The following is a 23135-nucleotide window of genomic DNA, read 5'->3' on the forward strand; positions in this document are numbered from 1 at the left end:
TGGATGGTTCTATGCTGTGGGTCAAGGAGAACACCATGACCCATCGTTTAAACAGCTTTTTTACCCCCTTCAGGAAATCGGATTCCGGCACGGCCAATGCCACCAATGCCGTCAATGACGCCGGGCGTGCCGCGCCTGTATCCCGTTTGCACGTTACCGGTGGGGCGGCAGGTTGTGCCAGCCCGGCAGTGCGCCCGGTGCTGCCGCTGGCCGGTTTGTCGGTGCGGGGGCGATATGTGTTGCGCCACAGTCCGATCCTGCAAATCGCGGCGATTTTTGCCTTTTGGCTGTTGGGCGAAGCGATTGTCCGTTTTGCGGGCATTCCCGTGCCGGGCGGCATTATTGGCATGGTGATTGTGTTTGTCCTGCTGGCCAGCCGCCGGATCAGCCTGCACAGCATGCGCCGCGGCGCACAATGGTATCTGGCGGAAATGCTGCTGTTTTTTATTCCGGCCGTTTTGGCGCTTTTGAACCATCATGAACTGTTTGGCCTTTTGGGGGCCAAGGTGTTGCTGGTGATTTTGGGCAGTACGGCGTCTGTCATTGCGGTGACGGCGCTGGTGATGGACCTGTTTATGCGGTTTCGGGGGCGGCATGGTCTGGTTTGAAAACCCGGTGGTGCAGGGTGTTTTCTGGTCGTTTGCCACCATTGGATTTTATCTGGTCGCGCGCAAGCTGCACCGGCGCTGGCAACATGGCTGGTTAACCCCGCTTTTGATCACACCGGTAATTTTGATGGCGCTGGCCTTGCTGCTGCATGAAAATTACAGCGATTATATTCGCGGAACCGGCTGGCTGGTGACGCTGCTGGGGCCGACAATGGTGGCCTTTGCCATCCCGATTTATGAACAGCGCAAATTCATTTTGCGCCACTGGCCGGTCCTGGCGGTGGGGGCAGTGGCCGGGAGTGCCACGGCCATGATCACCGGCTGGTGCCTGGCAACATTTTTGGGGCTGGATGGGGCCTTGCGGTTAAGTTTGCTGCCCCGATCCATCAGCACGCCTTTTGCAATGGAGGTTTCGGGCGATATCGGCGGTATCCCGGATTTAACGGCTGTTTTTGTCGTGATTACCGGTGTCTTGGGGGCCGTTTTGGGTGAAATCATGCTGGCCCGCCTGCCGGTAAGCTCCAGCCTGGCGCGCGGTGCGGCGCTGGGGATGGGCGCACATGGCGCGGGTACGGCCAAGGCCCATGAAATTGGCACCGAGGAAGGATCAGTCGCCGGTTTGATCATGGTGCTGGTTGGTCTTTTGAATGTACTGGTCGCACCGGCGATTGCGCTGTTTTTTCGCGGGTAACAATGGTTGCCTTAATCCGCGTTCAGTCTTTCCCAGGGCGGCGTGCCGCCAAATTCGGCAACCAGAAAATCAACAAAGGCGCGCACCCGTGTCGGCAGATAGCGATTTTCAGGATACAGCGTATATACCGCGTGTGATGGCGGTATGCAGTCGGGCAGCACGATTTTTAACGCACCGGACTGAATATGCGGCCCAACCTCCCACATGGATTTCAGGGCAATGCCGTGCCCGTCCAGGCACCAGCGGGTTAAAACCTCGCCATTGTCCGAATCCATTGAACCCGATACCGAAAGGGTGGTTGGGGCCTCGTCACCCTCGCGCTGCAATGTCCATTGATATTGGCGCGAACCGGGAAAGCGCAGCAACAGGCAGTTATGATCCAGCAAGTCCGATGGCGTGCGCGGGGTGCCATTGCGCTTCAGGTAAGCCGGGCTTGCCACCAGCACCCGTTTGTTGGCTGCAAGTTTGCGCACAATTAGCGAGCTTTCCTTAAGCTCGGCAATGCGAATGGCAAGGTCCACCTTGTCCTGCAACAGGTCCAGAAGCCGGTCGGACAGATGCAGGCGCACTTGCACATCAGGGTTTTTTTCAACGAATTTGGGAATGATCGGGGCGACGAACATATTACCAAACGCCACCGGGCAGGTCACGGTCACGGGGCCACGGGTGGTGTTTTTCTGGTTGGCAATGGCGTTTTCGGCCTCTTCCATTTCGGCCAGAATACGCTGGCAATGGCGATAATAAATGTCGCCTTCCGTCGTCAGGCCCACCCGTCGTGTGGTGCGGTTCAGCAAACGTACACCCAGCCGTTCTTCCAGCCGGGCAATGCGGTTTGACACCACCGCAGCGGAATGGCGCAATTCGCGCCCGGCGGCCGAAAGGTTGCCCAGTTCGGCAACACGGACAAAAATCTGGATGTCCTCAAAATCGGACATGGCACTATGATCTCACTCTTGTCGGTTTAAAGGCTGTTTTATCGGGCATTTTGACAGGTACCCGTATTTTTTGCTGCGATGGCGAAGCCCCTGACGGGCAGGGGAACCCTTCCGATACTGTGCCATTTTAAAAAATGTCTTGAAAGTCATTTCGATTATGCAGGCTTGCTAAATAATAGAGCGTCCGCCAGCCCTGTGTTAGGAAAATAGGGTTATAAGAATTCTGAAAACGCGCTTCATAATATGCTGCAAGGCAATATCAGGGACGGGAACCGGGGATGGGACGGCGCACATTGCGGTGCCCCCGGTAAGAGAGAGGGATCAAACAGGTGGACATTCTGTTTCAGGACTGGATCAATCTGATCCTGCGCTGGGCGCATGTGATTACGGGTATCGCGTGGATTGGCTCGTCATTTTATTTTGTCTGGCTGGACCTGTCGCTGCGCAAGCGACCCGGTATGGATGAGGGGGTCTATGGCGAAGCCTGGATGGTGCATGGCGGTGGTTTTTACCATGTCAATAAATGGATGGTGGCACCCGCCAAAATGCCCGATGACCTGCACTGGTTCAAATACGAGGCCTATTTCACCTGGCTGACCGGCTTTGCCCTGCTGGTGACGATGTATTACTGGAGTGCGGAATCCTACCTGATTGATCCATCGGTGATGCCGATGACCAAATGGGATGCGATCCTGACCGGGTTGATGAGCCTAGTTGCGGGCTGGTTTATTTATGATTTGATCTGCAAAAGCCCGATTGGCCGGAAAACCAGCACCCTTGCGGTGGCGCTGTTTATTCAGATCATGGCCTTTGCCTGGCTTTACACCCATGTCTTTAGCGGGCGTGGCGCGTTTATTCATGTTGGCGCGCTGATCGGCACCATCATGGCGGCAAACGTGTTTCGCATCATCATTCCCAATCAGAAAAAGGTTGTCGCCTCGCTGATGGCCGGGGAAAAACCGGACCCGGCACTGGGTTTGCAAGCCAAGCAGCGTTCAACGCACAATAACTATCTCACCCTGCCGGTGCTGGCGATGATGATCAGCAACCATTACCCGATGACCTATGCCCATGACCATTCCTGGATCGTGATTGGTCTGATCCTGATTGTTGGCGGGTTGGTGCGGCATTTTTTCAATACCCGCAATGCGGGCGGCAGTGGCAGCGCCATTGCCTGGCAATTGCCCGCTGCTGCCGTTTTCATGGCAATTTTGGTGGTGTTTGTTTCTTACGATCCCAATGCGCCACGCGCGGGCGATGTGATTTCCTCAAGCGAGGCGATTGGCATTATTCAAACCCGCTGTGCCGTTTGCCATTCCGCGCATCCGACCGAGGATGGCTTTGACGAAGCCCCGGCCGGGGTGATGTTTGATAACCTTGATCAGGTCCATGCCAATGCGCAGCGCATTATGGCCCAGGCGGTGATTGGCAAATCCATGCCGCTGGGCAATTTGACCGAAATGACCGACGATGAACGGGCAAAGCTTGGTCAGTGGATCCGGGCGAAAATGCCGGACTAGACCCTCTTCCATTTGGGTTGACGCCGCCATCAAACAGGGATGACCAAGTGGCATCCCTGTTTGTATTTGCGGCTTATTCAGGGCTGTTTTCAAAAGCAACCGGGTGCCAGCAATAGGCATTTTCATGTTGATGGCGCGAAACATGGCCCAAGCCCGGAAAGGCAATGTGGCTGCCTGCCACCAGGCAGTTTTTCTGCGCGGCCAGGTCCAGGGCCTGTTTGCGACTGCTAATGGCGACCCTGGCATCAACATCAAAACAAATGGCGATATCGGGGTCTTCAAATTGAAGGACGTCACCGTGCATTATATCGCCCCAGCAGAAAACATCACTCGCCCCCGTTTTAATGATAATGCCGCTATGCCCCGGTGAATGGCCGGGCAGCAGAGCAGAGCGGGCAATGCCGGGAAGCGGGGCTTCGTTATCATTAAACAGGGTAACGCGTCCGACATCGGCATAGGGGGTGATGCAGGCCATCGCATTTTTGAAATGCGGCTTCATGGGGGCGGGTGCCTTTGCCATTTGCGCGGGGTCCAGGAAAAAATCGGCATCGCGTTTGGGGATATGCACACGGGCATTGGCAAATGCCATGTCACCGTTGCGGATTAACCCGCCAAAATGGTCACTATGCAGGTGGGTCAGGATAATATCATCGACCTGATCAGGATGATATCCCGCCGCCTGAAGGTTGCCCGCCAGTTGGCCTAGCGCCGGGCCGCCCAAATCGCCGCTGCCGGTATCAATCAGGATGACGTGGCTATGTTGCACAATCAAAAATGCGTTAAAGGCCCCCGGCGCTGGCAGTTCCTGCCGGTGTGCGCTTAGCCTTTCGCGCACATGTTCGGGCGTGGTGTTCAGATACAGCTTGTCTAGCGGAAAGGGCAGGCTGCCATCACACAGGGCGATGATGGCGGTGTTACCCTGCCGGGTGAGGTGAAATCCCGGGGCGGCATTGGGGCGGGCAGGGTGATGGGCTGAAACGTCCATGATGGTTTCCTGTTTGATCTGTTTGATTTCTGCTGGCAGGGGGCAGGCAGGGCGGTTGATGCTTTTGAATTCGTGTCAAACAGGGTATATCTGCCATTATCATCAATCAAATCGATGCGGGTAATGAAAAACATCGACCATTTCAATTTGCGGTCCTTTGACCTGAATTTGCTGGTGGCCTTTGATGCGCTGATCAGCGAAGGCAGTGTGACCCGTGCGGCCGAAAAGCTGCGGATCGGCCAGCCCGCCATGAGCCACAGCCTGGCAACCCTGCGCCTGTTATTGGGCGACGATCTTTTTGTGCGTATGGGCCAGAAAATGCAGCCAACCGCCCGGGCGCAAAGCCTGGCAGGTCCCATACGCGAGGCCCTGCATCAGGCCCAGGCTGCCCTGAAAGTGGGCCTGCATTTTGACCCGTCAACGGAAAAGCGGGTTTTTCGCATTGGTGTTTCCGATGAAATGGCACAGGTGCTTTTGCCCGCTTTGATGGCCGATCTGGCGCAAAAGGCACCCCATATTGGCATTTTGACCCGCGATCTAAGCCTGGCAACGGTTGAGCAGTTGCTAAGCCGCAGCGAGATTGATGTGGCCGTTGGTGTGCCCTATGTTCCGCAAGGGGCGTTTATGGGCGAGCGCCTGTTTGAGGCAGAGGCCTGTTGCTGTTTTCGCTCCGATCTGATTGGCCTTAAGGGGGCCTTAGATGATGCGGCCTATTTTGCGGGCCGCCATGCCGTGTTTTCACAAGTGGGCGATATATCAGGATGCGTTGGCGAAATTTACCGCGCAACCGGCCATGTGCTTGATGTTGGTTTTGCCGCACCGGCCTTTTTGCCCTTGCTGGCCGTGGCGGCACAGGCCCCCCTGATTGCCACCGTCCCCGCAAGGATTGCCCGCCTGTATGCCGCCAAATTTGGCCTGACGGTTGGCCCGGTCCCCGCAAGATCGGGGTTTTCATCGTCGCATATGGTCTGGGCCAGTCATACCGAACATGACGTGGCCCTGTCCTGGTTGCGGGCCTGTATTCGTGCCTGCCTGAAAGATGTTGAGGGTGCCGGTGGGGATATGTCGGATGAAGGGAAACACTTCAGGGTTGATTAAAAAACAGTCATAAAAAATCAATTGAATGAAAAATAGTCACATCAAATAAGCGTTGCGCAATAATTTTCTACGGAACTGGATTGTGCTATCGGGAAATTGCGTTGAATCCCTTCGGATTTGCCAAAAAAGCATAAAATTTCAAAATCTGGCATGGTTTTGGCTAGTGCTGCTGCGGTGCAATAAAAAACATGCAGTGGAGGCTACTAATGAAAACGATGCTTCAGGCAATCGCTGGCGCGGGGGCGCTGGCGTGGTCTGCGATGGCGATGACGCCTGCACAGGCTGCTGATGACACGATTAAAATTGGCGTTCTGCATTCTCTTTCGGGGACGATGGCGATTTCGGAAACCACGCTGAAGGATACCGTCCTGATGCTGGTGGATGATATTAATAAAAATGGCGGTCTGCTGGGTAAAAAGGTCGAGGCCGTTGTGGTGGATCCGGCATCCGATTGGCCGCTTTTTGCCGAAAAGGCGCGTGAACTTCTGGAAAAAGACAAGGTTGCCGCTGTTTTTGGCTGCTGGACGTCGGTTTCGCGCAAATCGGTCCTGCCGGTTTTTGAAGAAGATAACGGTCTTCTGTTTTATCCGGTCCAGTTTGAGGGCGAGGAAAGCTCGCGCAATGTGTTTTACACCGGGGCTGCGCCCAACCAGCAGGCGATCCCGGCTGTGGATTATTTGATGAGCGAAGATGGCGGCGGCGCACAGCGTTTTGCCCTGTTGGGGACGGATTATGTTTATCCGCGCACGACCAACAAAATCCTGCGCGCCTATTTGCACAGCAAGGGTGTCGCCGATGAAGACATTATGGAAAATTACACGCCGTTTGGTCATTCCGACTGGCAGTCGATTGTTGCCGACGTAAAAACCTTTGCCTCTGCTGGCAAGAAAACCGCTGTGGTTTCCACCATCAATGGTGATGCCAATGTGCCGTTCTACAAGGAACTGGCAAACCAGGGCATCAAGGCAGAGGACATTCCGGTTGTTGCCTTTTCGGTCGGTGAAGAGGAACTGGCCGGGATTGATACCGCCCCGCTGGTCGGCCATCTGGCCGCGTGGAACTATTTTGAAAGTGTCGATACCGACGCCAATGCCGCCTTCATTAAAAAATGGCATGCCTATATTGGCGATGAAAAACGTGTGACCAACGACCCGATGGAAGCCACCTATATTGGCTTTACCATGTGGAAACAGGCCGTTGAGCAGGCGGGCACCACCGATGTGGATGCCGTGCGCCAGGCCATGTATGGCCAGAAAGTGCCGAACCTGACCGGCGGTGTCGCCGTGATGAATACCAATCATTACCTGTCCAAGCCGGTATTGATTGGCGAAGTGCAGGATAACGGCCAGTTTGATACCGTCTGGAGCACCGATGACGTGGTCGTGGGGGATTCCTGGTCGGATTTCATTCCTGAAAGCGCAAAGCTGACGGCGGACTGGACCTATCCCTGGGTGTGCGGCAACTGCGAAACACCGAAATATTAATCGGACCTGACGGGCCGGATGCGCCAGAATTTGAGTGTATTCCGGCCCGTTTTATTGCTGCTTTACGGTCAGGCCATGCCGGTCTGGCTGAATTTTCCGGCATGCCTGTTTCCTTGAATGCGCGATGCAAAGGTTTTGATCATGCGTCAAGATAAGTCCCTGCCCTGTTTGTCGATGTTGGCGATTGTTGCCATGCTGGCCGTGATGTGTGTGCTGTCGGTCGCCCGGCCTGCCTGGGCCTTTAGCGATGAAGAACTGCGCCAGATTGTTGAAGAACTTGATAGCAAAAGCTCGAACAGGAAACTTGAGGTCATTGATAAAATAGCCGCCGATGGTGACCCGCGTGCGGTGCCTGTGCTTCAGGCGATGCTGGAAGGTGATCTTTATGTCAGCAAGGCCGATGGCCGGGTGGTGATTGGCAAAAAGCAGGGCAAAGTCTGGCAGCATATTGATGTGGTCAGCGGCAAGGTAACGGGCGAAAGTGCCTCGCGCGATCTTGATAAAATTCGCATTAACAACCGGCTGCGCGGGGCGCTGCGCGATGCGCTGGCAAGCCTGAATTTGTTTAGCCCGGATTTGGCAACCCGCCGGACAGCGGTGGAAACCATAATGGATTCTCGCGACCCGGCAATAGCCCCGCTTTTGAAACGTGCCATCGAACGCGAAGAAGACCCGGACCTTCTGGCGCGAATGGAACTGGCACAGGCGACAATGGCGCTGGCAGCGGGAAAAACGTCGCAAGAACGGCTTGACGCGATTGATGTTCTTGCCAGCCAGACCACCCCGCAAATTCGTGCCGTGCTGCTGCAATTTGTTAATGCCGCCGAAAGCGAGAATTACGACCCCAAGGTGGTTGCGGCGGCGAAGGATGCGGTGGCCTCGGTCGAGGGGCGTTTGCAAATGTGGCAGACCGCCGGGGATGTGTATCGTGGTATCAGCCTGGGCTCGGTTCTGCTGTTGGCGGCCGTCGGGCTGGCCATCACCTTTGGCGTCATGGGGGTGATCAATATGGCGCATGGCGAAATGATCATGATTGGCGCCTATACCACTTATGCGGTGCAGCAGGCCTTTGCCGCCTTTTGGCCCGCCGGGATTGGCTGGTCGCTGGCCGTGGCGGTGCCAATGGCGTTTTTGGTCTCGGGCGGGGTAGGTGTCGTGATTGAACGGGTGATTATCCGGTTTCTTTATGGTCGCCCGCTGGAAACCCTGCTGGCAACCTGGGGTTTGAGCCTGATGTTGCAGCAGGCCATTCGCAGCCTCTTTGGCGCCAGCAACCGCCAGGTTGTTGCCCCGGATTTTATGAGTGGTGCCATCGAATTTTCAACCGGCCTGGTGCTGACCTATAACCGGCTGTGGATCATTTTGTTTAGTGTCATTGTTGTTGCCGGCATTGCCTTTGTGCTGCGTTACACCGCCTTTGGCCTGCAAATGCGCGCGGTAACGCAAAACCGGCGTATGGCGGGCTCCGTCGGTATTCGCACCGGCACTGTTGATGCGCTGACATTTGGTTTGGGCTCTGGCATTGCCGGGATAGCCGGTGTCGCGCTCAGCCAGATTGACAATGTCAGCCCCAATCTGGGCCAGGGATATATCATCGATAGTTTCATGGTCGTGGTGTTTGGCGGTGTTGGCAATTTGTGGGGCACGGTTTTGGGCGCGTTTAGCCTGGGGATTGTCAATAAATTCCTGGAACCCGCGGCAGGCGCGGTGCTGGCGAAGATCTTTGTTCTGGTCGCACTGATCCTGTTTATCCAGAAACGTCCCAAAGGGTTGTTTGCCCTTAAGGGCCGCGCGGTGGAGGCCTGATCCATGACCGACTATCGCCAGAAATATAAAATGACGCCGGTTCTGGGCTGGTTGCTGCAGGACCGGGGCGGGATGATCCTGCTGGGCATCTTGCTGCTGGGCTGCATCCTTATTCCCATCGGCAACCTTGTAGTGCCCGAAGGGTCGGCCTTTCATGTGCCGACCTGGATGCTGGGGCTGTTGGGTAAATATCTGTGTTACGCGCTGTTGGCCCTAAGCGTTGATTTGATTTGGGGTTTTTGCGGCATTCTCAGCCTGGGGCATGGGGCGTTTTTTGCCCTGGGCGGCTATGCGATGGGCATGTATCTGATGCGCCAGATCGGCGATCGCGGCGTTTATGGCGACCCGGTTTTGCCCGATTTCATGGTGTTTCTAAACTGGAAGGAACTGCCCTGGTACTGGTACGGGTTTGATCATTTCAGCTTTGCCGTGATCATGGCGATGCTGGTGCCGGGATTGCTGGCCTTTGTCTTTGGCTTTTTGGCGTTTCGGTCGCGTGTGACGGGGGTTTATCTTTCCATCATTACCCAGGCGATGACCTATGCGCTGCTGCTGGCGTTTTTCCGCAATGATATGGGGTTTGGCGGCAATAACGGCCTGACGGATTTCAAGGATATTCTGGGCTTTGATTTGCAGTCCGACCAGACGCGCTGTGTGCTGGTGGTGGCGTCCGCCATCATGCTGGGGATTTGTTATGTGGTGTCGCGCGGGATTACCCAGTCCCGGCTGGGTAAGGTGTTGATCGCCATTCGCGATGCCGAAAGCCGGGTGCGTTTTACCGGTTATCGGGTGGAATATTACAAACTGTTTGTCTTTACCGTTTCGGCCGTGATGGCGGGCATTGCCGGGGCGCTTTATGTGCCGCAAATCGGCATCATCAACCCCGGCGAATTTGCCCCGGCGGCCAGTATCGAAGTGGTGATCTGGGTCGCGGTTGGCGGGCGCGGCACATTGTATGGCGCGGTGTTGGGCGCGTTTATCGTTAATTATGCCAAAACCTTTTTTACCGGCGTGATGCCCGATTTCTGGCTGTTTTTCCTGGGCGGGTTGTTTATTGCCGTCACCCTGTTTTTGCCCAAGGGGGTGATTGGTGCGGTCCCGGCCTTTGGTGGGGCAGGTGCTGTCGGGGCATCGGGTACATCCGGCGGCTGGCGTGACAGGCTGGCAGCCTGGCGGGGCAATCAGGGGGGCAAAGCATGAGCATGGCAGAAGATTTACTGGTTGAAGAAAGCCGCATGATCCAAAGCGAAAAGGCTGCGACCATCCTGTATGTCGATGGGGTGTCGGTCACGTTTGATGGCTTTCGCGCGCTCAATAACCTGAGCTTCTATGTCGAACCGGGGGAGCTTCGCGCCATTATCGGCCCTAACGGGGCAGGCAAAACCACGATGATGGATATTATCACCGGTAAAACCCGGCCCGATAGCGGCGATGTGCTGTTTAAAAGCGACGTGGACCTGACCAAACTGGATGAAGCCGACATTGCCAATTTGGGCATTGGGCGGAAGTTTCAGAAACCCACCGTTTTTGAAAGCCATACGGTGTTTGACAATCTGCTTCTGGCCTGTTCGGGCGGGCGAGGGGTGTTTCAGGCGCTGTTTCACCGGCTGGCAAACCGCGAAAAGCAGCGGATCGAGGAAACCCTTGCCACCATCCGCCTGGGGGATTTGCGCGATATGATGGCGGCAAACCTGTCGCACGGGCAAAAGCAGTGGCTGGAAATTGGCATGTTGCTGATGCAGGAACCCCAATTGCTGCTGGTGGATGAACCCGTGGCGGGCATGACGGATTCCGAAACCGAGCAAACGGCCATTTTGCTGCGCGACATTGCCAAAAACCGGTCGGTCGTGGTGGTGGAACATGACATGGAATTTGTCCGCGACCTGGATTGCAAGGTAACCGTGCTGCATGAAGGATCGGTCCTGGCGGAAGGGCGGCTCGATAGTGTGCAAAAAGACCCGCGTGTCATTGAAGTCTATCTGGGGCGCTGATCATGTTAAATGTTGAAAATATCGACCTTTTCTATGGGGCTTCCCAGGCGTTGCGATCTGTGTCGTTGCAGGCGGAAACCGGCAGGGTGACGGCGGTTTTGGGCCGCAATGGGGTGGGGAAAACATCGCTGATGCGCGCTGTTGTCGGGCAGCATCCGGTTGCGGGCGGTAATATTGTTTGGGAAGGCAAAAACATATCGCGTGATCCGGCCTGGAAACGTTCGGCAGCCGGTATTGCCATTGTGCCCCAGGGGCGCGAGATTTTTCCACTGCTGAGCGTAAAGGAAAATCTTGAAACCGGCTTTGCTGCCCTGCCGCGTGCCATGCGGCATATCCCCGATGAAATATTCGAGCTTTTCCCCGTCCTGCGCGACATGCTGGGGCGGCGCGGGGGCGACCTTTCGGGCGGGCAGCAACAGCAGCTTGCCATTGGTCGTGCCCTTGTGACCCGCCCGCGCTTGCTTGTGCTTGATGAACCGACAGAGGGGATTCAGCCCTCCATCATCAAGGATATTCAGCGCGTGATCAAACAGTTGGCCGATCGGGGCGATATGGCGATTTTGCTGGTCGAGCAATATTTTGATTTTGCTCATGAATTGGCCGATGAAATTGTGGTGCTGGAACGCGGTGAAGTGGTGCTGGCGGGCAAAAAGGACGCCTTGGAGCGTGAAAATGTACGCAGCTATCTGACTGTTTGATCAGCATTTGCCTAAAATTCGCACAATGGGGGCGGGCGTGGTTGTGACGTGGCGGGTGCATTGTCTGTCAGATTGGCCGGTATTGCCCCGCATTGCCGCACATTGTGATGAACGGGGATTCTGGCCCGCATTTTGCTTTTACTCGTGAAACGTGCTGTGGCGCATGGTTGGTCCTGTATGGTAAATTCAGGATTGAATATTGGCTGCCACGGGGCGTTTTACAGTGGTAAACGGCGTTGGGTGGGTTCGTGCAACTCGGCAAGATTGAAAATTCTGCGCGCAATGACGCTGCCATGCTGGCATCCCTGCGCCCAATCGTGACCGATGGCCGGGCCGAGGTGGCCTTCAAGGCCGCACCCGTTTCCCATATGCCTTCCAGCCTGGATCATCTTTATTACCGCGATCCAATGAAAATGCTGTTTCCGCGCCCGCAGCCCGGCGATATCAGCCAGGCGGTGCTGGCCACAACATCGGGTGGCATGGTCGGCGGCGACCAGCTTTCATTTGCCGGGCGCACGGGGGAAAATGCCCGCCTTCTCATTACCGCCCAGGCTGCCGAGAAGGTTTACCGGTCGTTGGGGCCGGATGGCAAAATGCAGGTGGCGCTAACCGCCGATAACCATTCCTGGCTGGAATGGCTGCCACAGGAAACCATCCTGTTTGACGGGGCGCGTCTGCGTCGCACCACGTCGGTTTCGGTTTCGGGTTCTGGCCGGGTTCTGGCCGGGGAAATGATGGTGTTTGGCCGCCTCGCCCGGGGTGAGGTTTTTACCCGCGGGCTGGCACGCGATGCCTGGGATGTGTCGCTGGATGGTCGCCCGGTCTGGCGCGATGCGCTGCATCTTGAAGGTGATATTTTACCGGTGCTGGATCATCCAGCCTGTTTTAATGGGGCGCGGGCCAGTGCGACGGCGGTTTTTGTCGGTCGGGGGGCCGAAGAAACGCTGGGCACGGCCCGTGAGTGCCTGGAGGGCGCTGTGCAACAGGGGGATGGCGTTTTGGCCGCCGCTACCGCAATGACAAATATTGTGATTGTGCGGTGGCTGGCGGTCGAACCCATGCGGTTGCGCAGCGCCTATGGCATCTGGTGGGCGGCCTTTCGCAACCGGGTGAATAACCTGCCCGCCCGCCTGCCGCGCATGTGGGAGATTTAAGCAATGCGTAAAGCATTAAATGCAAAAGGGATGATGTCATGAACCTGACGCCGCGTGAAAAGGACAAATTGCTGATCGCGATGGCCGCGATGGTGGCGCGCCGCAGGCTGGAGCGCGGGGTGAAGCTGAATTATCCCGAGGCCATTGCCCTGATTACCGATTATGTCGTCGAAGGCGCGCGTGACGGGGTTTCTGTTGCCGATCTAATGCGCGACGGGGCAACGGTGATCACCCGTGATCAGGTGATGGAGGGCATTGCCGAAATGATCCCGGAAATTCAGGTTGAAGCCACTTTTCCCGACGGGGTCAAGCTGGTGACTGTTCACGAACCCATTCGCTAACAGGAAGGGCAAGATCATGATCCCTGGTGAAATTATCACGGCTTCTGGCACCCTGACCCTGAATGACGGGCGTGAAACCTTGACATTGACCGTCTCAAACACCGGCGATCGCCCGGTGCAGGTGGGCTCGCATTATCATTTTTACGAAACCAATCCCGGCCTTGATTTTGACCGCGAGGCCGCCCGCGGCTTTCGCCTTGATGTGCCCGCAGGCAGTGCGGTGCGGTTTGAACCGGGCCAAACCCGCGAGGTGCAACTGGTGCGCTATGCCGGCAAGGGCGTGGTTTACGGGTTTAATGGCAAAATCAATGGCGCGTTGGGGGGCTGAAAATGGCTTATGAAATTGATCGTCCGTCCTATGCCGCCATGTTTGGCCCGACCGTGGGCGACAAGGTGCGCCTGGCCGATACCGACCTGATCATCGAGGTGGAAAAGGATTTCACCACCTATGGCGAGGAAGTGAAATTTGGCGGCGGCAAGGTTATCCGCGATGGCATGGGACAATCCCAGGCATCGCGTGCCGAGGGCGCGGTTGATACGGTTATTACCAATGCCCTGATCCTGGATTATTGGGGCATTGTGAAGGCCGATATTGGCCTGCGCGATGGCCGCATTGCCGCCATTGGCAAGGCCGGGAACCCGGATATTCAGCCCGATGTGGATATTATTATTGGTCCGGGGACCGAGGTGATTGCCGGGGAAGGCAATATCGTTACCGCAGGCGGCATTGATGCGCATATTCACTGGATCTGCCCGCAGCAGGCCGACGAGGCGCTTTATTCCGGTGTCACCACCATGCTGGGCGGTGGTACCGGCCCGGCGGCGGGCACCAATGCCACCACCTGCACCCCCGGCCCCTGGCATATTGCCCGGATGTTGCAGGCGGCTGATGGCCTGCCGGTGAATGTCGGTTATTTTGGCAAGGGCAATGCCACGCTGCCCGCTTCGCTGATCGAACAGGTCAAGGCCGGTGCCTGTGGCCTGAAACTGCATGAGGATTGGGGCACAACCCCCGCCACGATTGATAGCTGCCTGTCGGTTGCCGATGACCTTGACGTGCAGGTGATGATCCATACCGATACGCTTAATGAAAGTGGCTTTGTCGAACATAGCCGGGCGGCGTTCAAGGGCCGCACCATCCATACCTTCCATACCGAAGGGGCCGGTGGCGGCCATGCGCCCGACATCATCAAGCTGTGCGGCGAAGCCAATGTGCTGCCCAGCTCCACCAACCCGACCCGGCCCTTTACGGTCAATACCATCGACGAGCATTTGGATATGCTGATGGTGTGTCACCATCTCGATCCGAAAATTCCCGAAGATGTGGCCTTTGCCGAAAGCCGTATTCGCCGCGAAACCATTGCCGCCGAAGACATTTTGCACGACCTTGGCGCGTTCTCGATCATTTCATCGGACAGCCAGGCGATGGGCCGCGTGGGCGAGGTGATTTGCCGTACCTGGCAAACGGCCGATAAAATGAAAAAACAGCGCGGCAGCCTGCCCGAAGACGGGCCGGGCAATGATAATTTCCGCGCCAAACGCTATGTCGCCAAATACACCATTAATCCGGCAATTGCGCAGGGCATTTCGCGCCATGTTGGCTCGATCGAGGTGGGTAAAATCGCCGATCTGGTGGTGTGGAAGCCGATGTTCTTTGGCGTCAAACCCGACATGATTTTAAAGGGCGGCATGATTATGGGGGCCGCCATGGGCGACCCCAATGCGTCAATCCCGACACCGCAGCCGGTGCATTATCGCCCGATGTTTGGCGCCTATGGCCGGGCATTAACGCAATCGTGCTTTACTTTTGCCTCCCAGGCCGGGATTGATGCGGGTATTGCCGCCGAATTTGGCCTGCAACGGCAATTGCTGGCGGTTTCCAACACCCGCAATATTGGCAAAAAGGACATGAAGCTCAATGATGCCCTGCCAAAAATTGATGTGGACCCGGAAACCTATCAGGTCCATGCCGATGGCGTGCATCTCACCTGCCAACCGGCCACCGAAGTGCCGATGGCACAGCGTTATTTCCTGTTTTAAGGATCGGTTTTCATGCGGCGCGCGATTGAACATATCCCCGTTGGGCAAACATCTGCCGCCGAACTGCGCGGGACGGTGACGCTGGCCTTTGCCGACCGCCACCGTCGCCGTTTCCGGCTGATGGATGATGCTGGCGACCCTTTTCTGCTCGATCTGCCACACGCGGTGCGCTTGGGCGATGGCGATTTTTTGCGTTTGGCGGAGGGCGGGGTGATTGTGGTGCGCGCCGCCGCCGAACCGGTGATGACCATTACCTGTGCCGGGCCGGTGGCAACGGCCCGCATGGCCTGGCATATTGGCAACCGGCATACGCCGATGCAGGTTTTAAAGGATGGCCGTTTGCGCATTGTCCATGACCATGTTTTGCGCGAAATGATTATTGGCTTGGGCGGTGTGGTGGATGCCGAAATCGCGCCCTTTGACCCGGAACGCGGGGCCTATCACGGCCTGGGCGGCAATGCGCACGAGCACGGCCATCATCATGGCCATGACCACGATTTTTTCGCCCATGCTGACGATGATGATCGTCCGCACGATCATTCCCACGCACACGCAAACGCCTCTTCCCATTCTCATGCCCATCCGCAGGATACTGCAAGCGGGGGCAAGCATGAGCATTAAGGAAGTCGCTCCGGCAGGGCAGCTTGACCCGGCCGGGTTGATGCGCCTGATGACATGGCTGGGGCCGTCTTTTCCGGTCGGGGCTTATACCTATTCGCATGGTGTTGAATATGCGATCGAGGATGGCCGGGTTCACACCCGCGACAGCGTGATTGCCTGGATCGAAGGGGTGCTGGCCTTTGGCGCCGGGCGGATCGACGGGGTGCTGTTTTGCCAGGCTTACGAAGCGGCAAAACAGGGTGACCTGGATGCGCTGGTCGAGATTGGCATCGATGCCGATTGCCGCAGGGGCACGGCCGAAATGGCGCTGGAGGCAACGGCGCAGGGGCGGGCCTTTGTTTCCACCGTTAGCCAGGTGTGGGATGATCCGTTGCTCGACGGCTGGGCAGCGTCCTTGCGCGGGGTGGACCGTTTGCCGTCCTATCCGGTGGCGGTTGGCATTGCGGCGGCGGGCATTGGCGTTGATTTGCGCAGTGCGCTCACCGCGTTTTTCCACGCGATGGCGGCCAATCTGGTTTCAAGTGCGGTGCGTCTGGTGCCGTTGGGGCAGACAGATGGCATCCGGGCGGTGGCCGCCCTTGAAAAGGCGGTCGAAATGGCGGTTGAGCGTGCTATTGCGACCGAGCCGGAAGATATCGGGGCCTGTGCGCCTTTGGTGGATTGGACCTCGATGAAACACGAAACCCAATATACAAGGTTGTTCCGATCATGACGTCACCGCTTCGTATTGGCATTGGCGGGCCGGTTGGCTCAGGCAAAACGGCATTGCTGGAACGTTTGTGCAAGGCGATGCGCGATGAATTTAACATCGCCGCAATTACCAACGACATTTACACCCGCGAAGATGCTGAATTCATGACACGCTCGGGCGCGCTGGACTCCGATCGCATTGCCGGGGTGGAAACCGGCGGCTGCCCGCATACCGCCATTCGCGAGGATGCCTCGATCAATCTTGCGGCGGTCGAGGATATGTCGGCCAAACATCCGGGGCTCGAGGCGATTTTTATTGAATCGGGCGGGGATAATCTCTCGGCCACCTTTTCGCCGGAGCTCGCAGACATCACGATTTACGTGATTGACGTATCGGCAGGCGATAAAATTCCGCGCAAGGGCGGGCCGGGCATTACCCGATCAGACCTTTTGATTATCAATAAAACCGATCTCGCCCCGTTGGTGGGGGCCGATCTGGCGGTTATGGACCGGGATGCACGCAAAATGCGTGGCGACCGGCCATTCGTTTTCACCAATCTCAAGGCGATGGAAGGTCTTGAGGATGTGAAGAATTTTATCATCGAATCAGGGGGGCTCCGTCAATCTGCTGCGTGACATAGAACAAGCAGAAAATCGCAGATGATGGGAGTTCAGCAAACACCCGACCCGAAACGGTCGGGTGTTTGTTTATTTGTGCGCCGGACGTGAGTCGGGCCATTTTTCCTGCCATCGGGCGGATTTCCGCCCGGGTGGGCGAAAATCCGCCCGTTTTGCGGCGGTGCCATTTCCGGCAAGAATGGAAATACTTTTTTGTTTTCAAATCATTGCCGGGTTTTTATAAAAATCGCCAATTCTGCAATTTTCCGCCAGACGCTGCTCAACCCCTGGCAGTAGCCTTAAACGGTCCGGTTCATCCGCCGGTTGTTTGGACCTGTCAGGAGAAGGATGTGTTAGGCCCCACAGAAATTGTTGAATTGCGCGGCAATGGCGCGATCCTGCTGATTGGTCGCCGCCTCAGCTTCGGCCAGCTAAACCGCTTTGACGCCAAAACCTGCGGTAGCATTGAAGACCCGCAAACTATTGCGGATCGGGTCCGCAGCTATAGCGCCTATCCAGGTCATTGCGCGGCACCATGGTGCCGCGCAATGACCTGGATATGGCACGTGATGTTGGCCGCATTGTCGCCCAAGGCACCTGGTTGGTGCTTGAAATTGCGGATGAGCGCCGGGCTAGCGCAACCGCTCCCGAAAAAATCAAACACCGTTTGACGCCCGTCCTCTCGACATTGAAGGGGCGCAATGTAGCAACAATGTCGATGGAAGAAAAGTTTGAGCTGACATTTACGAAGGTTCCCAAATAGACGGGAATAAACCCATATAAGCCGGATCGAACTTGGCCAAAGCGCTTTGAAGGCGCTCTGGATAAAATGGGTATTAAAAGAGATCCAACAAAAGAAGAGTTGGAATGGTTTGATAGCATTGATTGGTGATTGCGATGATAGATTCTAAGACTGGCGAGAGAATTGTCGTTTTCTTTGACGAATTGTCAGGGCCTTATATCCGAGTTTCAGTGTGGAATGACGCTGATGCTTTGGAGGATCTTCTTTCCGACAAGTATGACGTTTTATATGAAATGAAATCACCGCAAGATTTAAGAGAAGATGGTGGAAAAGAATATTACTTTGGAAGCGTAGCGGACCCGGAAAAGCTACAAAAGATTCTTGATGAAATAGAGGTTTGATATCGTGAAGAGATCATAAGGATCGGTAAATTGAAAGAAAGGAGATTTTACAATAATATTTTACGTAATTGGAATTGAGAAAAGGCTCTGCGCGAGTGATTGTTGATGATGATAAATAGCTTTACCCAGCTGTTGGTTGATCCGCGATCTGATATTATAATTTTTTTATCCGGTAACGCGCTTCAGTTGCGATTTTGGTGGAGAGTGTCGGAGTGAACTAGAAAATAGAAATTCGCATTGGCCTTAGTTAAGGTAAAATAAATATGTCAAATGTGAAAAATGTCACCTTTTGGGAAGAATATAATTATTTTCTTAGAGTGGATGTGTGCGCGATTTCTGATCGAGCTGGTTTCAACAAGCTTGTTCAGTTCCTGAAGAATGAATATAACGTTGAAGTTTTGGAAGAAATAGATGGGCCTGACGCACGGCGTTGGATACTTAGTTCTGAAGGGTGCGATTTTGAGCTGCAACATGACGATCCTTATGGGAATATGATCGTTGCCATCAGTAAGTAAGGAAAGCGAGGAGTTAGTCCGTAAAATTGGGCTGGATCTGGAGCGGAGATTGTCTGGGATTTAAGATAATTTTGGTGGATGCCCTAAAGGTTTATTTTGAGATAACCTTTGAAATAAAATATTTCATTGATTCATCTTGAAAGGGTTTTCTACGAAATTATTTAAAGGTTTTGATGATGTGTTAGAAAGATGAGGCGCATAGCCTAGTCGTCAAGCCGGAAGAAATTCCAAAAGGATACAAGTGATGGCAGTTAGTGATATGTCATATTTAGCATATAAAGAATTGAACTCCGATGTGTCTTTCGATGAATTGGACTATATACATGCAACATTCTTAAATGAAAAATTAAGTTTTGATTTGGCTTTTTGTTTTTTGGATTTGATTTGCCCGTCTTTTAAGGAGGTGGATGGATATCTGTTTTTAAATTTAATTTTCTCTGATGAAAACTATCAAGAGCATGTTTCTGCAGGGCGTTCAGGTAAGGACATTCAGGTTTGGATGAATCTGGTTGGAATTTCAGATATTTTTGAAGGAATTGAAACCAGCGAAGCGGTTTCAATCGCTAGCAAAGTTGCGCAAAATTGGAATTTAATAATATCAGACCGGAAAGACCTGGGAAAGGGGTGGGCGCGCGTTATCGTAGATAACGATGAAGCTGTCTATGTTACATTGGATTGATTGTTATCTGAATTAAATTTTTTGGTATTGAGCGCCTTGGGTTGAATTTTAACATGTACCCTTTTGAAGCATTTTTTAATAGACTGAACCATAAAGAATTCATGGTGGCACTTGGCGATTTTTCAAAGGGTCTGGGGTATAATCCAGAGGATATGACGTGTTTTTTTCCGTCTGATATTGTCGAGGATGAAGACGGTACTGTTCAGGATTACAAGTATATCGAGTTCTGGGAATATTCCAGTAACGAAGAGGTTCGCCTTGGCTTTGCCGCGTTTATGGAGGTTTTGAACAAGGCGGCCGAGAGGGAAATGAATGTGAATCCTGATGCTTGGGAAAATATACAGGATCTTGTTTCTAAAACAAAAAATTACCTTGATCGTTTGTAGACATTGATGGGGAAACATATTGTGCTCTCAAATAAGGGGCCAATTCCCTGGTTTGGTGCCGTCGAGCGTAAAAATCGCGCAGCTTCATTTTCCTTGGAAAACCCGCGATTTGCCGCTATCCCTTGCTGCTGAGATTGATGACCCGAACGTGAGGGATCAGGATGAAGACCAGGGACATTGTTTATATCGCGCTGTTTGCGGCGCTGATGGCTGTTTTGGGGCTGTTTCCGCCCTTCACCCTGCCCGTGACGGGTGTTCCTATTACTGCACAGTCGCTTGCGCCGATGCTGGCCGGGGCGATTTTGGGGGCGCGGCGTGGCGGGCTTTCTGTGGTGCTGTTTTTGGTTCTGGTCGCTCTGGGTTTGCCGCTGTTGGCCGGTGGGCGCGGTGGCTTTGGCGTGTTTCTGGGGCCGACGGGCGGTTTCATGCTGGGCTGGGCCGTGTCGGCCTTTGTCATTGGCTATCTGATCGAAAAATTTTGGGATCGCCTGAATGTGGTGAACACGGCGGCGATTATTGGCTTCGGCGGTATTGTCGTGCTTTACGCGCTGGGAAATGCCTGGGTTGCGGTGGCGGTTGATATTTCCTATTGGAAAGCCACGGTGGGGGCGGCACCGTTTCTGATTGGCGATGCCCTGAAGGTTTTTGTTGCCACGGGGGCGGCCCTTGCGGTGCGCCGGGCTTATCCGCTGGTTTCGCCCGCCTGATATGCGTGCTTTAATTGCGCCGCCTGTGGGATGACTACAGGCGGCTTTTTGCTGGGCGGAATATGAGAGGCCAATGATCGAATTGCAGAATGTCACCCTGCGTTACGGGGTGCAAAGCGTGTTAACGGACATCTCCCTGTCATTGGGGGAACGCCGGATTGGCATTGTGGGTGCCAATGGATCGGGCAAAAGCACGCTGGCGCGATTACTCAACGGGCTTCTGGTGCCAAGTTCCGGCAAAGTACTGGTTGATGGCCTTGATACTGCCAGCGAGGGTCGCAAGGTGCGTGCCCGTGTCGGCTTTGTGTTTCAAAACCCGGATAATCAGATCGTCTTTCCCGTGGTCGAGGAAGACCTTGCCTTTGGCCTGAAACCCCTGAAACTGCCCAAGGATGACGTCAGCCGCCGGATTGATGCCATGCTGGCGCGCTATGATCTTGGCGCCTATCGCACCCATCCCAGCCACCAGTTAAGTGGCGGGCAAAAGCAGCTTTTGGCAATTTGTGGTGTTTTGATCATGGAACCCGCCTGCATTGTGTTTGACGAGCCCACCACATTGCTCGATTTGCGCAATCGCAACCGGGTAGCACAGGCGATTGCGGCACTGGACCAGCAGGTGATTATGGTCTCGCATGATCTCGACCTTCTGGCCGATTATGACCGCATTCTGGTGATCGATCAGGGGCAGGTGGTGTGTGACGATGTGCCACAAAAGGCGCTGCCTTTTTATGTGGATCTGATGTCATGAACGTTGCCAGCGGCCTGTATCAGGATCGCGCCTCGCTGCTCCATCGGATGCCTGCCGGGTTTAAGGTGCTCGCCCTTGTGGCGCTGGGCACGGCGGTGTTTGTGATTCCTAGCTGGCAAATTCTGCTGGGCATATTGGCGGTTGTTATTGGCCTGTATGGGCTGGCGCGGTTTTCACCGCAAATTTTATGGGCGCAAATCCGGCCCTTATTGTGGTTGCTTGTCGTGTTCTTCGCCGTGCAGCTTTGGCTAAATGACTGGCAGGCAGGCCTTGTGGTGGTCACGCGCCTTGCCATCGTTGTGCTGTTTGCTGCCCTTGTAACGCTGACAACGCGGGTTTCGGTAATGCTCGAAGCCCTGGAACGCGCCATGCAGCCGCTACGCTTTGTCGGTGTTAACCCGGAAAAGGTCGGCCTGGCCTTTTCGCTGGTGCTGCGCTTTATTCCCGTTATTGCCAGCGTTTCCCATGATGTGCGCGAGGCGCAAAAGGCGCGGGGGCTGAATCGCAACATGCTGGCCCTGACCGTGCCACTGATCATCCGCACCCTTAAAATGGCCGATGACGTCGCCGATGCGATTGAGGCACGGAGTTATGATCCCGATTGACAGTTATTTTAATGTTTTTTTATTTTCGTACAGAGAGGCAATTTGTGCTGCTTCCGTTTTTCCGCCTTTAAGACTGTCTGCTTTTGATAAAATGTATTTAGGGAATTTTGTTGGGAGATACTCGTTCCGAAACCATTTGCGAAATAAGGGCAATGCTGCGTCTGGATAAGCCCAAGGACTTTGAGGGTTGCTGGCAGCTTGTGGGTAATAGGAAGGAAAATTGTGGCTGTATTTTATCCGTTCCCCAAACGTCTTGGATAATTTGTTGTCATTCCAATATTTACCCCATGCTAACCCCACGCTAATGTCAGGTAAAGTCTTGTCGTTTACGACTAAGCTCGCGTTAATTAAGTCAACAGCTAAGCCCGTTGTTTCTGAGAAAAGGGTGAAGTGTTCTGGTGGTGCACTGTCTTGTAGTATTGATACTCTGTCGTTGAAGTACTTCCATTTGTCTTCTGGAGAGTAATTTAACGCATTGTATATAAATTTTTCTAGACCTAATCGTGCTAGTCTTCGATAGTTCTCCATCGCTATCTGGTTAGCGTACTGTGATTCAAAGGCAAAATACTCGATGAATGCCATGCAAACTACGTCTGGATAAGCGTAGTATGGGGAGCCATTTCGAGAAATTTCTATAAATAATCTGTTTTCTTTATAGCCATTTTTAAACAAGTAGTCTTTAAAAAATGAATTTCTTCCTTTGTCGAGGATTGGGTCGTTAAATTTATCTTCCCATTCTTGAGTTATTTCGAATATCGTCGCTCTTGCTGCTCCAGAAATATTAGCAATTCCTCTTTGAGTGAGGTATGGGATGCCGTTTTGCAGGACTCCCATTTCAATTCCGCCGATATCTTTTTCGATTTCTATTCCAAGATCTAGGCTGTATTGCTCTGGTGTTTTTGAGTTGCTGTTCATGCTTTTCCCTCTTATCAGGCCAAAACATATGATCTCGGTGAAGGAGTAATATGTAAAGTGATATTGTGATTTATGTAGTTTTATTTTCAAGGAAATGAGCATGCTCGATATATTCTTTGCTTGTTGCCACTAGAATAATAACAAGCATGCTCAATTG

General features: G+C 54.3%; 27 protein-coding genes. 24 read left to right on the forward strand and 3 right to left on the reverse strand.

All coding sequences use genetic code 11. The features are described from left to right. Positions 1-35 precede the first annotated feature (35 nt). The gene (locus LF95_RS12295; RefSeq protein ID WP_083607770.1) at positions 36-608 is read left to right on the forward strand and encodes a CidA/LrgA family protein; all 573 of its coding nucleotides are present in this window, start codon (positions 36-38) and stop codon (positions 606-608) included. Continuing rightward, positions 595-1299 carry an LrgB family protein gene (locus LF95_RS12300; RefSeq protein ID WP_073955405.1) on the forward strand — a complete coding sequence of 235 codons (705 nt, stop codon included), beginning with the start codon at positions 595-597 and terminating at the stop codon, positions 1297-1299. The genes LF95_RS12295 and LF95_RS12300 overlap by 14 nt, the downstream gene beginning before the upstream one ends. A gap of 11 nt (positions 1300-1310) precedes the next feature. Here the strand turns inward: LF95_RS12300 and LF95_RS12305 are convergent, their stop codons facing one another. Further along, positions 1311-2234 carry a LysR family transcriptional regulator gene (locus LF95_RS12305; protein WP_073955406.1) on the reverse strand — a complete coding sequence of 308 codons (924 nt, stop codon included), beginning with the start codon at positions 2232-2234 and terminating at the stop codon, positions 1311-1313. Between the two features lie 329 nt (positions 2235-2563). Between LF95_RS12305 and LF95_RS12310 the strand changes: the two genes are divergently transcribed. Beyond that, a complete protein-coding gene (locus LF95_RS12310; RefSeq protein ID WP_073955407.1) occupies positions 2564-3754 on the forward strand; it encodes a urate hydroxylase PuuD in 1191 nt (396 codons plus the stop codon). A gap of 73 nt (positions 3755-3827) precedes the next feature. Here the strand turns inward: LF95_RS12310 and LF95_RS12315 are convergent, their stop codons facing one another. Continuing rightward, positions 3828-4739 (reverse strand): MBL fold metallo-hydrolase, encoded by a 912-nt coding sequence (locus tag LF95_RS12315; protein WP_083607667.1) that lies wholly within the window; start codon positions 4737-4739, stop codon positions 3828-3830. Positions 4740-4862: 123 nt separating this feature from the next. Here LF95_RS12315 and LF95_RS12320 point away from each other — a divergent pair, with 123 nt between their 5' ends. The 21 genes from LF95_RS12320 (at position 4863) to LF95_RS12420 (ending at position 22063) form a co-directional block, all read left to right on the forward strand. Then, positions 4863-5837 carry a LysR family transcriptional regulator gene (locus LF95_RS12320; RefSeq protein ID WP_073956237.1) on the forward strand — a complete coding sequence of 325 codons (975 nt, stop codon included), beginning with the start codon at positions 4863-4865 and terminating at the stop codon, positions 5835-5837. 206 nt (positions 5838-6043) lie between these two features. Next, the gene (urtA, locus tag LF95_RS12325; protein ID WP_073955408.1) at positions 6044-7321 is read left to right on the forward strand and encodes an urea ABC transporter substrate-binding protein; all 1278 of its coding nucleotides are present in this window, start codon (positions 6044-6046) and stop codon (positions 7319-7321) included. Between the two features lie 141 nt (positions 7322-7462). Continuing rightward, positions 7463-9127, forward strand: a complete 1665-nt coding sequence (urtB, locus tag LF95_RS12330; protein ID WP_168173698.1) for an urea ABC transporter permease subunit UrtB — start codon at positions 7463-7465, stop codon at positions 9125-9127. A 3-nt stretch (positions 9128-9130) separates the two neighbouring features. Then, positions 9131-10327 carry an urea ABC transporter permease subunit UrtC gene (gene urtC / locus LF95_RS12335; protein WP_073955409.1) on the forward strand — a complete coding sequence of 399 codons (1197 nt, stop codon included), beginning with the start codon at positions 9131-9133 and terminating at the stop codon, positions 10325-10327. Positions 10328-10329: 2 nt separating this feature from the next. Next, positions 10330-11118 (forward strand): urea ABC transporter ATP-binding protein UrtD, encoded by a 789-nt coding sequence (gene urtD / locus LF95_RS12340; RefSeq protein WP_252509806.1) that lies wholly within the window; start codon positions 10330-10332, stop codon positions 11116-11118. A gap of 2 nt (positions 11119-11120) precedes the next feature. Beyond that, positions 11121-11816 carry an urea ABC transporter ATP-binding subunit UrtE gene (gene urtE / locus LF95_RS12345; RefSeq protein ID WP_073955410.1) on the forward strand — a complete coding sequence of 232 codons (696 nt, stop codon included), beginning with the start codon at positions 11121-11123 and terminating at the stop codon, positions 11814-11816. Between the two features lie 248 nt (positions 11817-12064). Next, positions 12065-12970 carry an urease accessory protein UreD gene (locus LF95_RS12350; RefSeq protein ID WP_073955411.1) on the forward strand — a complete coding sequence of 302 codons (906 nt, stop codon included), beginning with the start codon at positions 12065-12067 and terminating at the stop codon, positions 12968-12970. 38 nt (positions 12971-13008) lie between these two features. After that, positions 13009-13311 (forward strand): urease subunit gamma, encoded by a 303-nt coding sequence (locus LF95_RS12355; RefSeq protein WP_073955412.1) that lies wholly within the window; start codon positions 13009-13011, stop codon positions 13309-13311. A 16-nt stretch (positions 13312-13327) separates the two neighbouring features. After that, entirely contained in the window at positions 13328-13639 is a 312-nt protein-coding gene (locus LF95_RS12360; RefSeq protein WP_073955413.1) for an urease subunit beta, read from the forward strand. A 2-nt stretch (positions 13640-13641) separates the two neighbouring features. After that, entirely contained in the window at positions 13642-15351 is a 1710-nt protein-coding gene (ureC, locus tag LF95_RS12365; RefSeq protein WP_073955414.1) for an urease subunit alpha, read from the forward strand. A 12-nt stretch (positions 15352-15363) separates the two neighbouring features. After that, on the forward strand, positions 15364-15972 hold the full coding sequence (locus LF95_RS12370) for an urease accessory protein UreE (protein WP_073955415.1): 609 nt from the start codon (positions 15364-15366) through the stop codon (positions 15970-15972). Continuing rightward, positions 15962-16684 (forward strand): urease accessory protein UreF, encoded by a 723-nt coding sequence (locus LF95_RS12375; protein ID WP_073955416.1) that lies wholly within the window; start codon positions 15962-15964, stop codon positions 16682-16684. Before LF95_RS12370 ends, LF95_RS12375 begins: the two co-directional genes overlap by 11 nt. Continuing rightward, entirely contained in the window at positions 16681-17298 is a 618-nt protein-coding gene (gene ureG / locus LF95_RS12380) for an urease accessory protein UreG (RefSeq protein WP_073955417.1), read from the forward strand. Before LF95_RS12375 ends, ureG begins: the two co-directional genes overlap by 4 nt. A gap of 134 nt (positions 17299-17432) precedes the next feature. After that, positions 17433-17951 carry a hypothetical protein gene (locus LF95_RS12385; RefSeq protein ID WP_143182028.1) on the forward strand — a complete coding sequence of 173 codons (519 nt, stop codon included), beginning with the start codon at positions 17433-17435 and terminating at the stop codon, positions 17949-17951. A 226-nt stretch (positions 17952-18177) separates the two neighbouring features. Next, positions 18178-18423, forward strand: a complete 246-nt coding sequence (locus LF95_RS12390; protein ID WP_073956240.1) for a hypothetical protein — start codon at positions 18178-18180, stop codon at positions 18421-18423. A gap of 263 nt (positions 18424-18686) precedes the next feature. Beyond that, positions 18687-18938, forward strand: coding sequence for a hypothetical protein (locus LF95_RS22810; RefSeq protein ID WP_143182029.1), 252 nt, complete (start codon positions 18687-18689; stop codon positions 18936-18938). Positions 18939-19182: 244 nt separating this feature from the next. Continuing rightward, positions 19183-19617: a hypothetical protein gene (locus tag LF95_RS12400; RefSeq protein WP_073955420.1), complete on the forward strand. Its 435-nt coding sequence runs from the start codon at positions 19183-19185 to the stop codon at positions 19615-19617. Positions 19618-19670: 53 nt separating this feature from the next. Beyond that, on the forward strand, positions 19671-20003 hold the full coding sequence (locus LF95_RS12405; RefSeq protein WP_143182030.1) for a hypothetical protein: 333 nt from the start codon (positions 19671-19673) through the stop codon (positions 20001-20003). Positions 20004-20164: 161 nt separating this feature from the next. Further along, on the forward strand, positions 20165-20710 hold the full coding sequence (locus LF95_RS12410) for a biotin transporter BioY (RefSeq protein WP_073955422.1): 546 nt from the start codon (positions 20165-20167) through the stop codon (positions 20708-20710). A 73-nt stretch (positions 20711-20783) separates the two neighbouring features. Then, positions 20784-21458 (forward strand): energy-coupling factor ABC transporter ATP-binding protein, encoded by a 675-nt coding sequence (locus LF95_RS12415; RefSeq protein ID WP_073955423.1) that lies wholly within the window; start codon positions 20784-20786, stop codon positions 21456-21458. Continuing rightward, complete coding sequence (locus LF95_RS12420) at positions 21455-22063, forward strand: energy-coupling factor transporter transmembrane component T family protein (protein WP_073955424.1); 609 nt, start codon at positions 21455-21457, stop codon at positions 22061-22063. Before LF95_RS12415 ends, LF95_RS12420 begins: the two co-directional genes overlap by 4 nt. A gap of 3 nt (positions 22064-22066) precedes the next feature. Here LF95_RS12420 and LF95_RS12425 read toward each other — a convergent pair whose 3' ends face one another. Further along, complete coding sequence (locus LF95_RS12425; RefSeq protein WP_073956241.1) at positions 22067-22978, reverse strand: hypothetical protein; 912 nt, start codon at positions 22976-22978, stop codon at positions 22067-22069. Positions 22979-23135 lie beyond the last annotated feature (157 nt).

The sequence above is a fragment of the Thalassospira sp. TSL5-1 genome, from assembly GCF_001907695.1.
Classification (GTDB): domain Bacteria; phylum Pseudomonadota; class Alphaproteobacteria; order Rhodospirillales; family Thalassospiraceae; genus Thalassospira.

What these genes read in the sequence shown, in the direction of transcription:
- LF95_RS12390 (WP_073956240.1), top strand. Translation starts at nt 18,178, where the DNA reads ATGATAGATTCTAAGACTGGCGAGAGAATTGTCGTTTTCTTTGACGAA.
- ureC (WP_073955414.1), top strand. Translation starts at nt 13,642, where the DNA reads ATGGCTTATGAAATTGATCGTCCGTCCTATGCCGCCATGTTTGGCCCG.
- LF95_RS12315 (WP_083607667.1), bottom strand. Translation starts at nt 4,739, where the DNA reads ATGGACGTTTCAGCCCATCACCCTGCCCGCCCCAATGCCGCCCCGGGA.
- ureG (WP_073955417.1), top strand. Translation starts at nt 16,681, where the DNA reads ATGACGTCACCGCTTCGTATTGGCATTGGCGGGCCGGTTGGCTCAGGC.
- LF95_RS12370 (WP_073955415.1), top strand. Translation starts at nt 15,364, where the DNA reads ATGCGGCGCGCGATTGAACATATCCCCGTTGGGCAAACATCTGCCGCC.
- urtC (WP_073955409.1), top strand. Translation starts at nt 9,131, where the DNA reads ATGACCGACTATCGCCAGAAATATAAAATGACGCCGGTTCTGGGCTGG.
- LF95_RS12420 (WP_073955424.1), top strand. Translation starts at nt 21,455, where the DNA reads ATGAACGTTGCCAGCGGCCTGTATCAGGATCGCGCCTCGCTGCTCCAT.
- urtB (WP_168173698.1), top strand. Translation starts at nt 7,463, where the DNA reads ATGCGTCAAGATAAGTCCCTGCCCTGTTTGTCGATGTTGGCGATTGTT.
- LF95_RS12410 (WP_073955422.1), top strand. Translation starts at nt 20,165, where the DNA reads ATGAAGACCAGGGACATTGTTTATATCGCGCTGTTTGCGGCGCTGATG.
- LF95_RS12425 (WP_073956241.1), bottom strand. Translation starts at nt 22,978, where the DNA reads ATGAACAGCAACTCAAAAACACCAGAGCAATACAGCCTAGATCTTGGA.
- LF95_RS12360 (WP_073955413.1), top strand. Translation starts at nt 13,328, where the DNA reads ATGATCCCTGGTGAAATTATCACGGCTTCTGGCACCCTGACCCTGAAT.
- LF95_RS12305 (WP_073955406.1), bottom strand. Translation starts at nt 2,234, where the DNA reads ATGTCCGATTTTGAGGACATCCAGATTTTTGTCCGTGTTGCCGAACTG.
- LF95_RS12400 (WP_073955420.1), top strand. Translation starts at nt 19,183, where the DNA reads ATGGCAGTTAGTGATATGTCATATTTAGCATATAAAGAATTGAACTCC.
- urtD (WP_252509806.1), top strand. Translation starts at nt 10,330, where the DNA reads ATGGCAGAAGATTTACTGGTTGAAGAAAGCCGCATGATCCAAAGCGAA.
- LF95_RS12405 (WP_143182030.1), top strand. Translation starts at nt 19,671, where the DNA reads ATGTACCCTTTTGAAGCATTTTTTAATAGACTGAACCATAAAGAATTC.
- LF95_RS12300 (WP_073955405.1), top strand. Translation starts at nt 595, where the DNA reads ATGGTCTGGTTTGAAAACCCGGTGGTGCAGGGTGTTTTCTGGTCGTTT.
- LF95_RS22810 (WP_143182029.1), top strand. Translation starts at nt 18,687, where the DNA reads ATGTCAAATGTGAAAAATGTCACCTTTTGGGAAGAATATAATTATTTT.
- LF95_RS12375 (WP_073955416.1), top strand. Translation starts at nt 15,962, where the DNA reads ATGAGCATTAAGGAAGTCGCTCCGGCAGGGCAGCTTGACCCGGCCGGG.
- urtA (WP_073955408.1), top strand. Translation starts at nt 6,044, where the DNA reads ATGAAAACGATGCTTCAGGCAATCGCTGGCGCGGGGGCGCTGGCGTGG.
- urtE (WP_073955410.1), top strand. Translation starts at nt 11,121, where the DNA reads ATGTTAAATGTTGAAAATATCGACCTTTTCTATGGGGCTTCCCAGGCG.
- LF95_RS12355 (WP_073955412.1), top strand. Translation starts at nt 13,009, where the DNA reads ATGAACCTGACGCCGCGTGAAAAGGACAAATTGCTGATCGCGATGGCC.
- LF95_RS12295 (WP_083607770.1), top strand. Translation starts at nt 36, where the DNA reads ATGACCCATCGTTTAAACAGCTTTTTTACCCCCTTCAGGAAATCGGAT.
- LF95_RS12415 (WP_073955423.1), top strand. Translation starts at nt 20,784, where the DNA reads ATGATCGAATTGCAGAATGTCACCCTGCGTTACGGGGTGCAAAGCGTG.
- LF95_RS12320 (WP_073956237.1), top strand. Translation starts at nt 4,863, where the DNA reads ATGAAAAACATCGACCATTTCAATTTGCGGTCCTTTGACCTGAATTTG.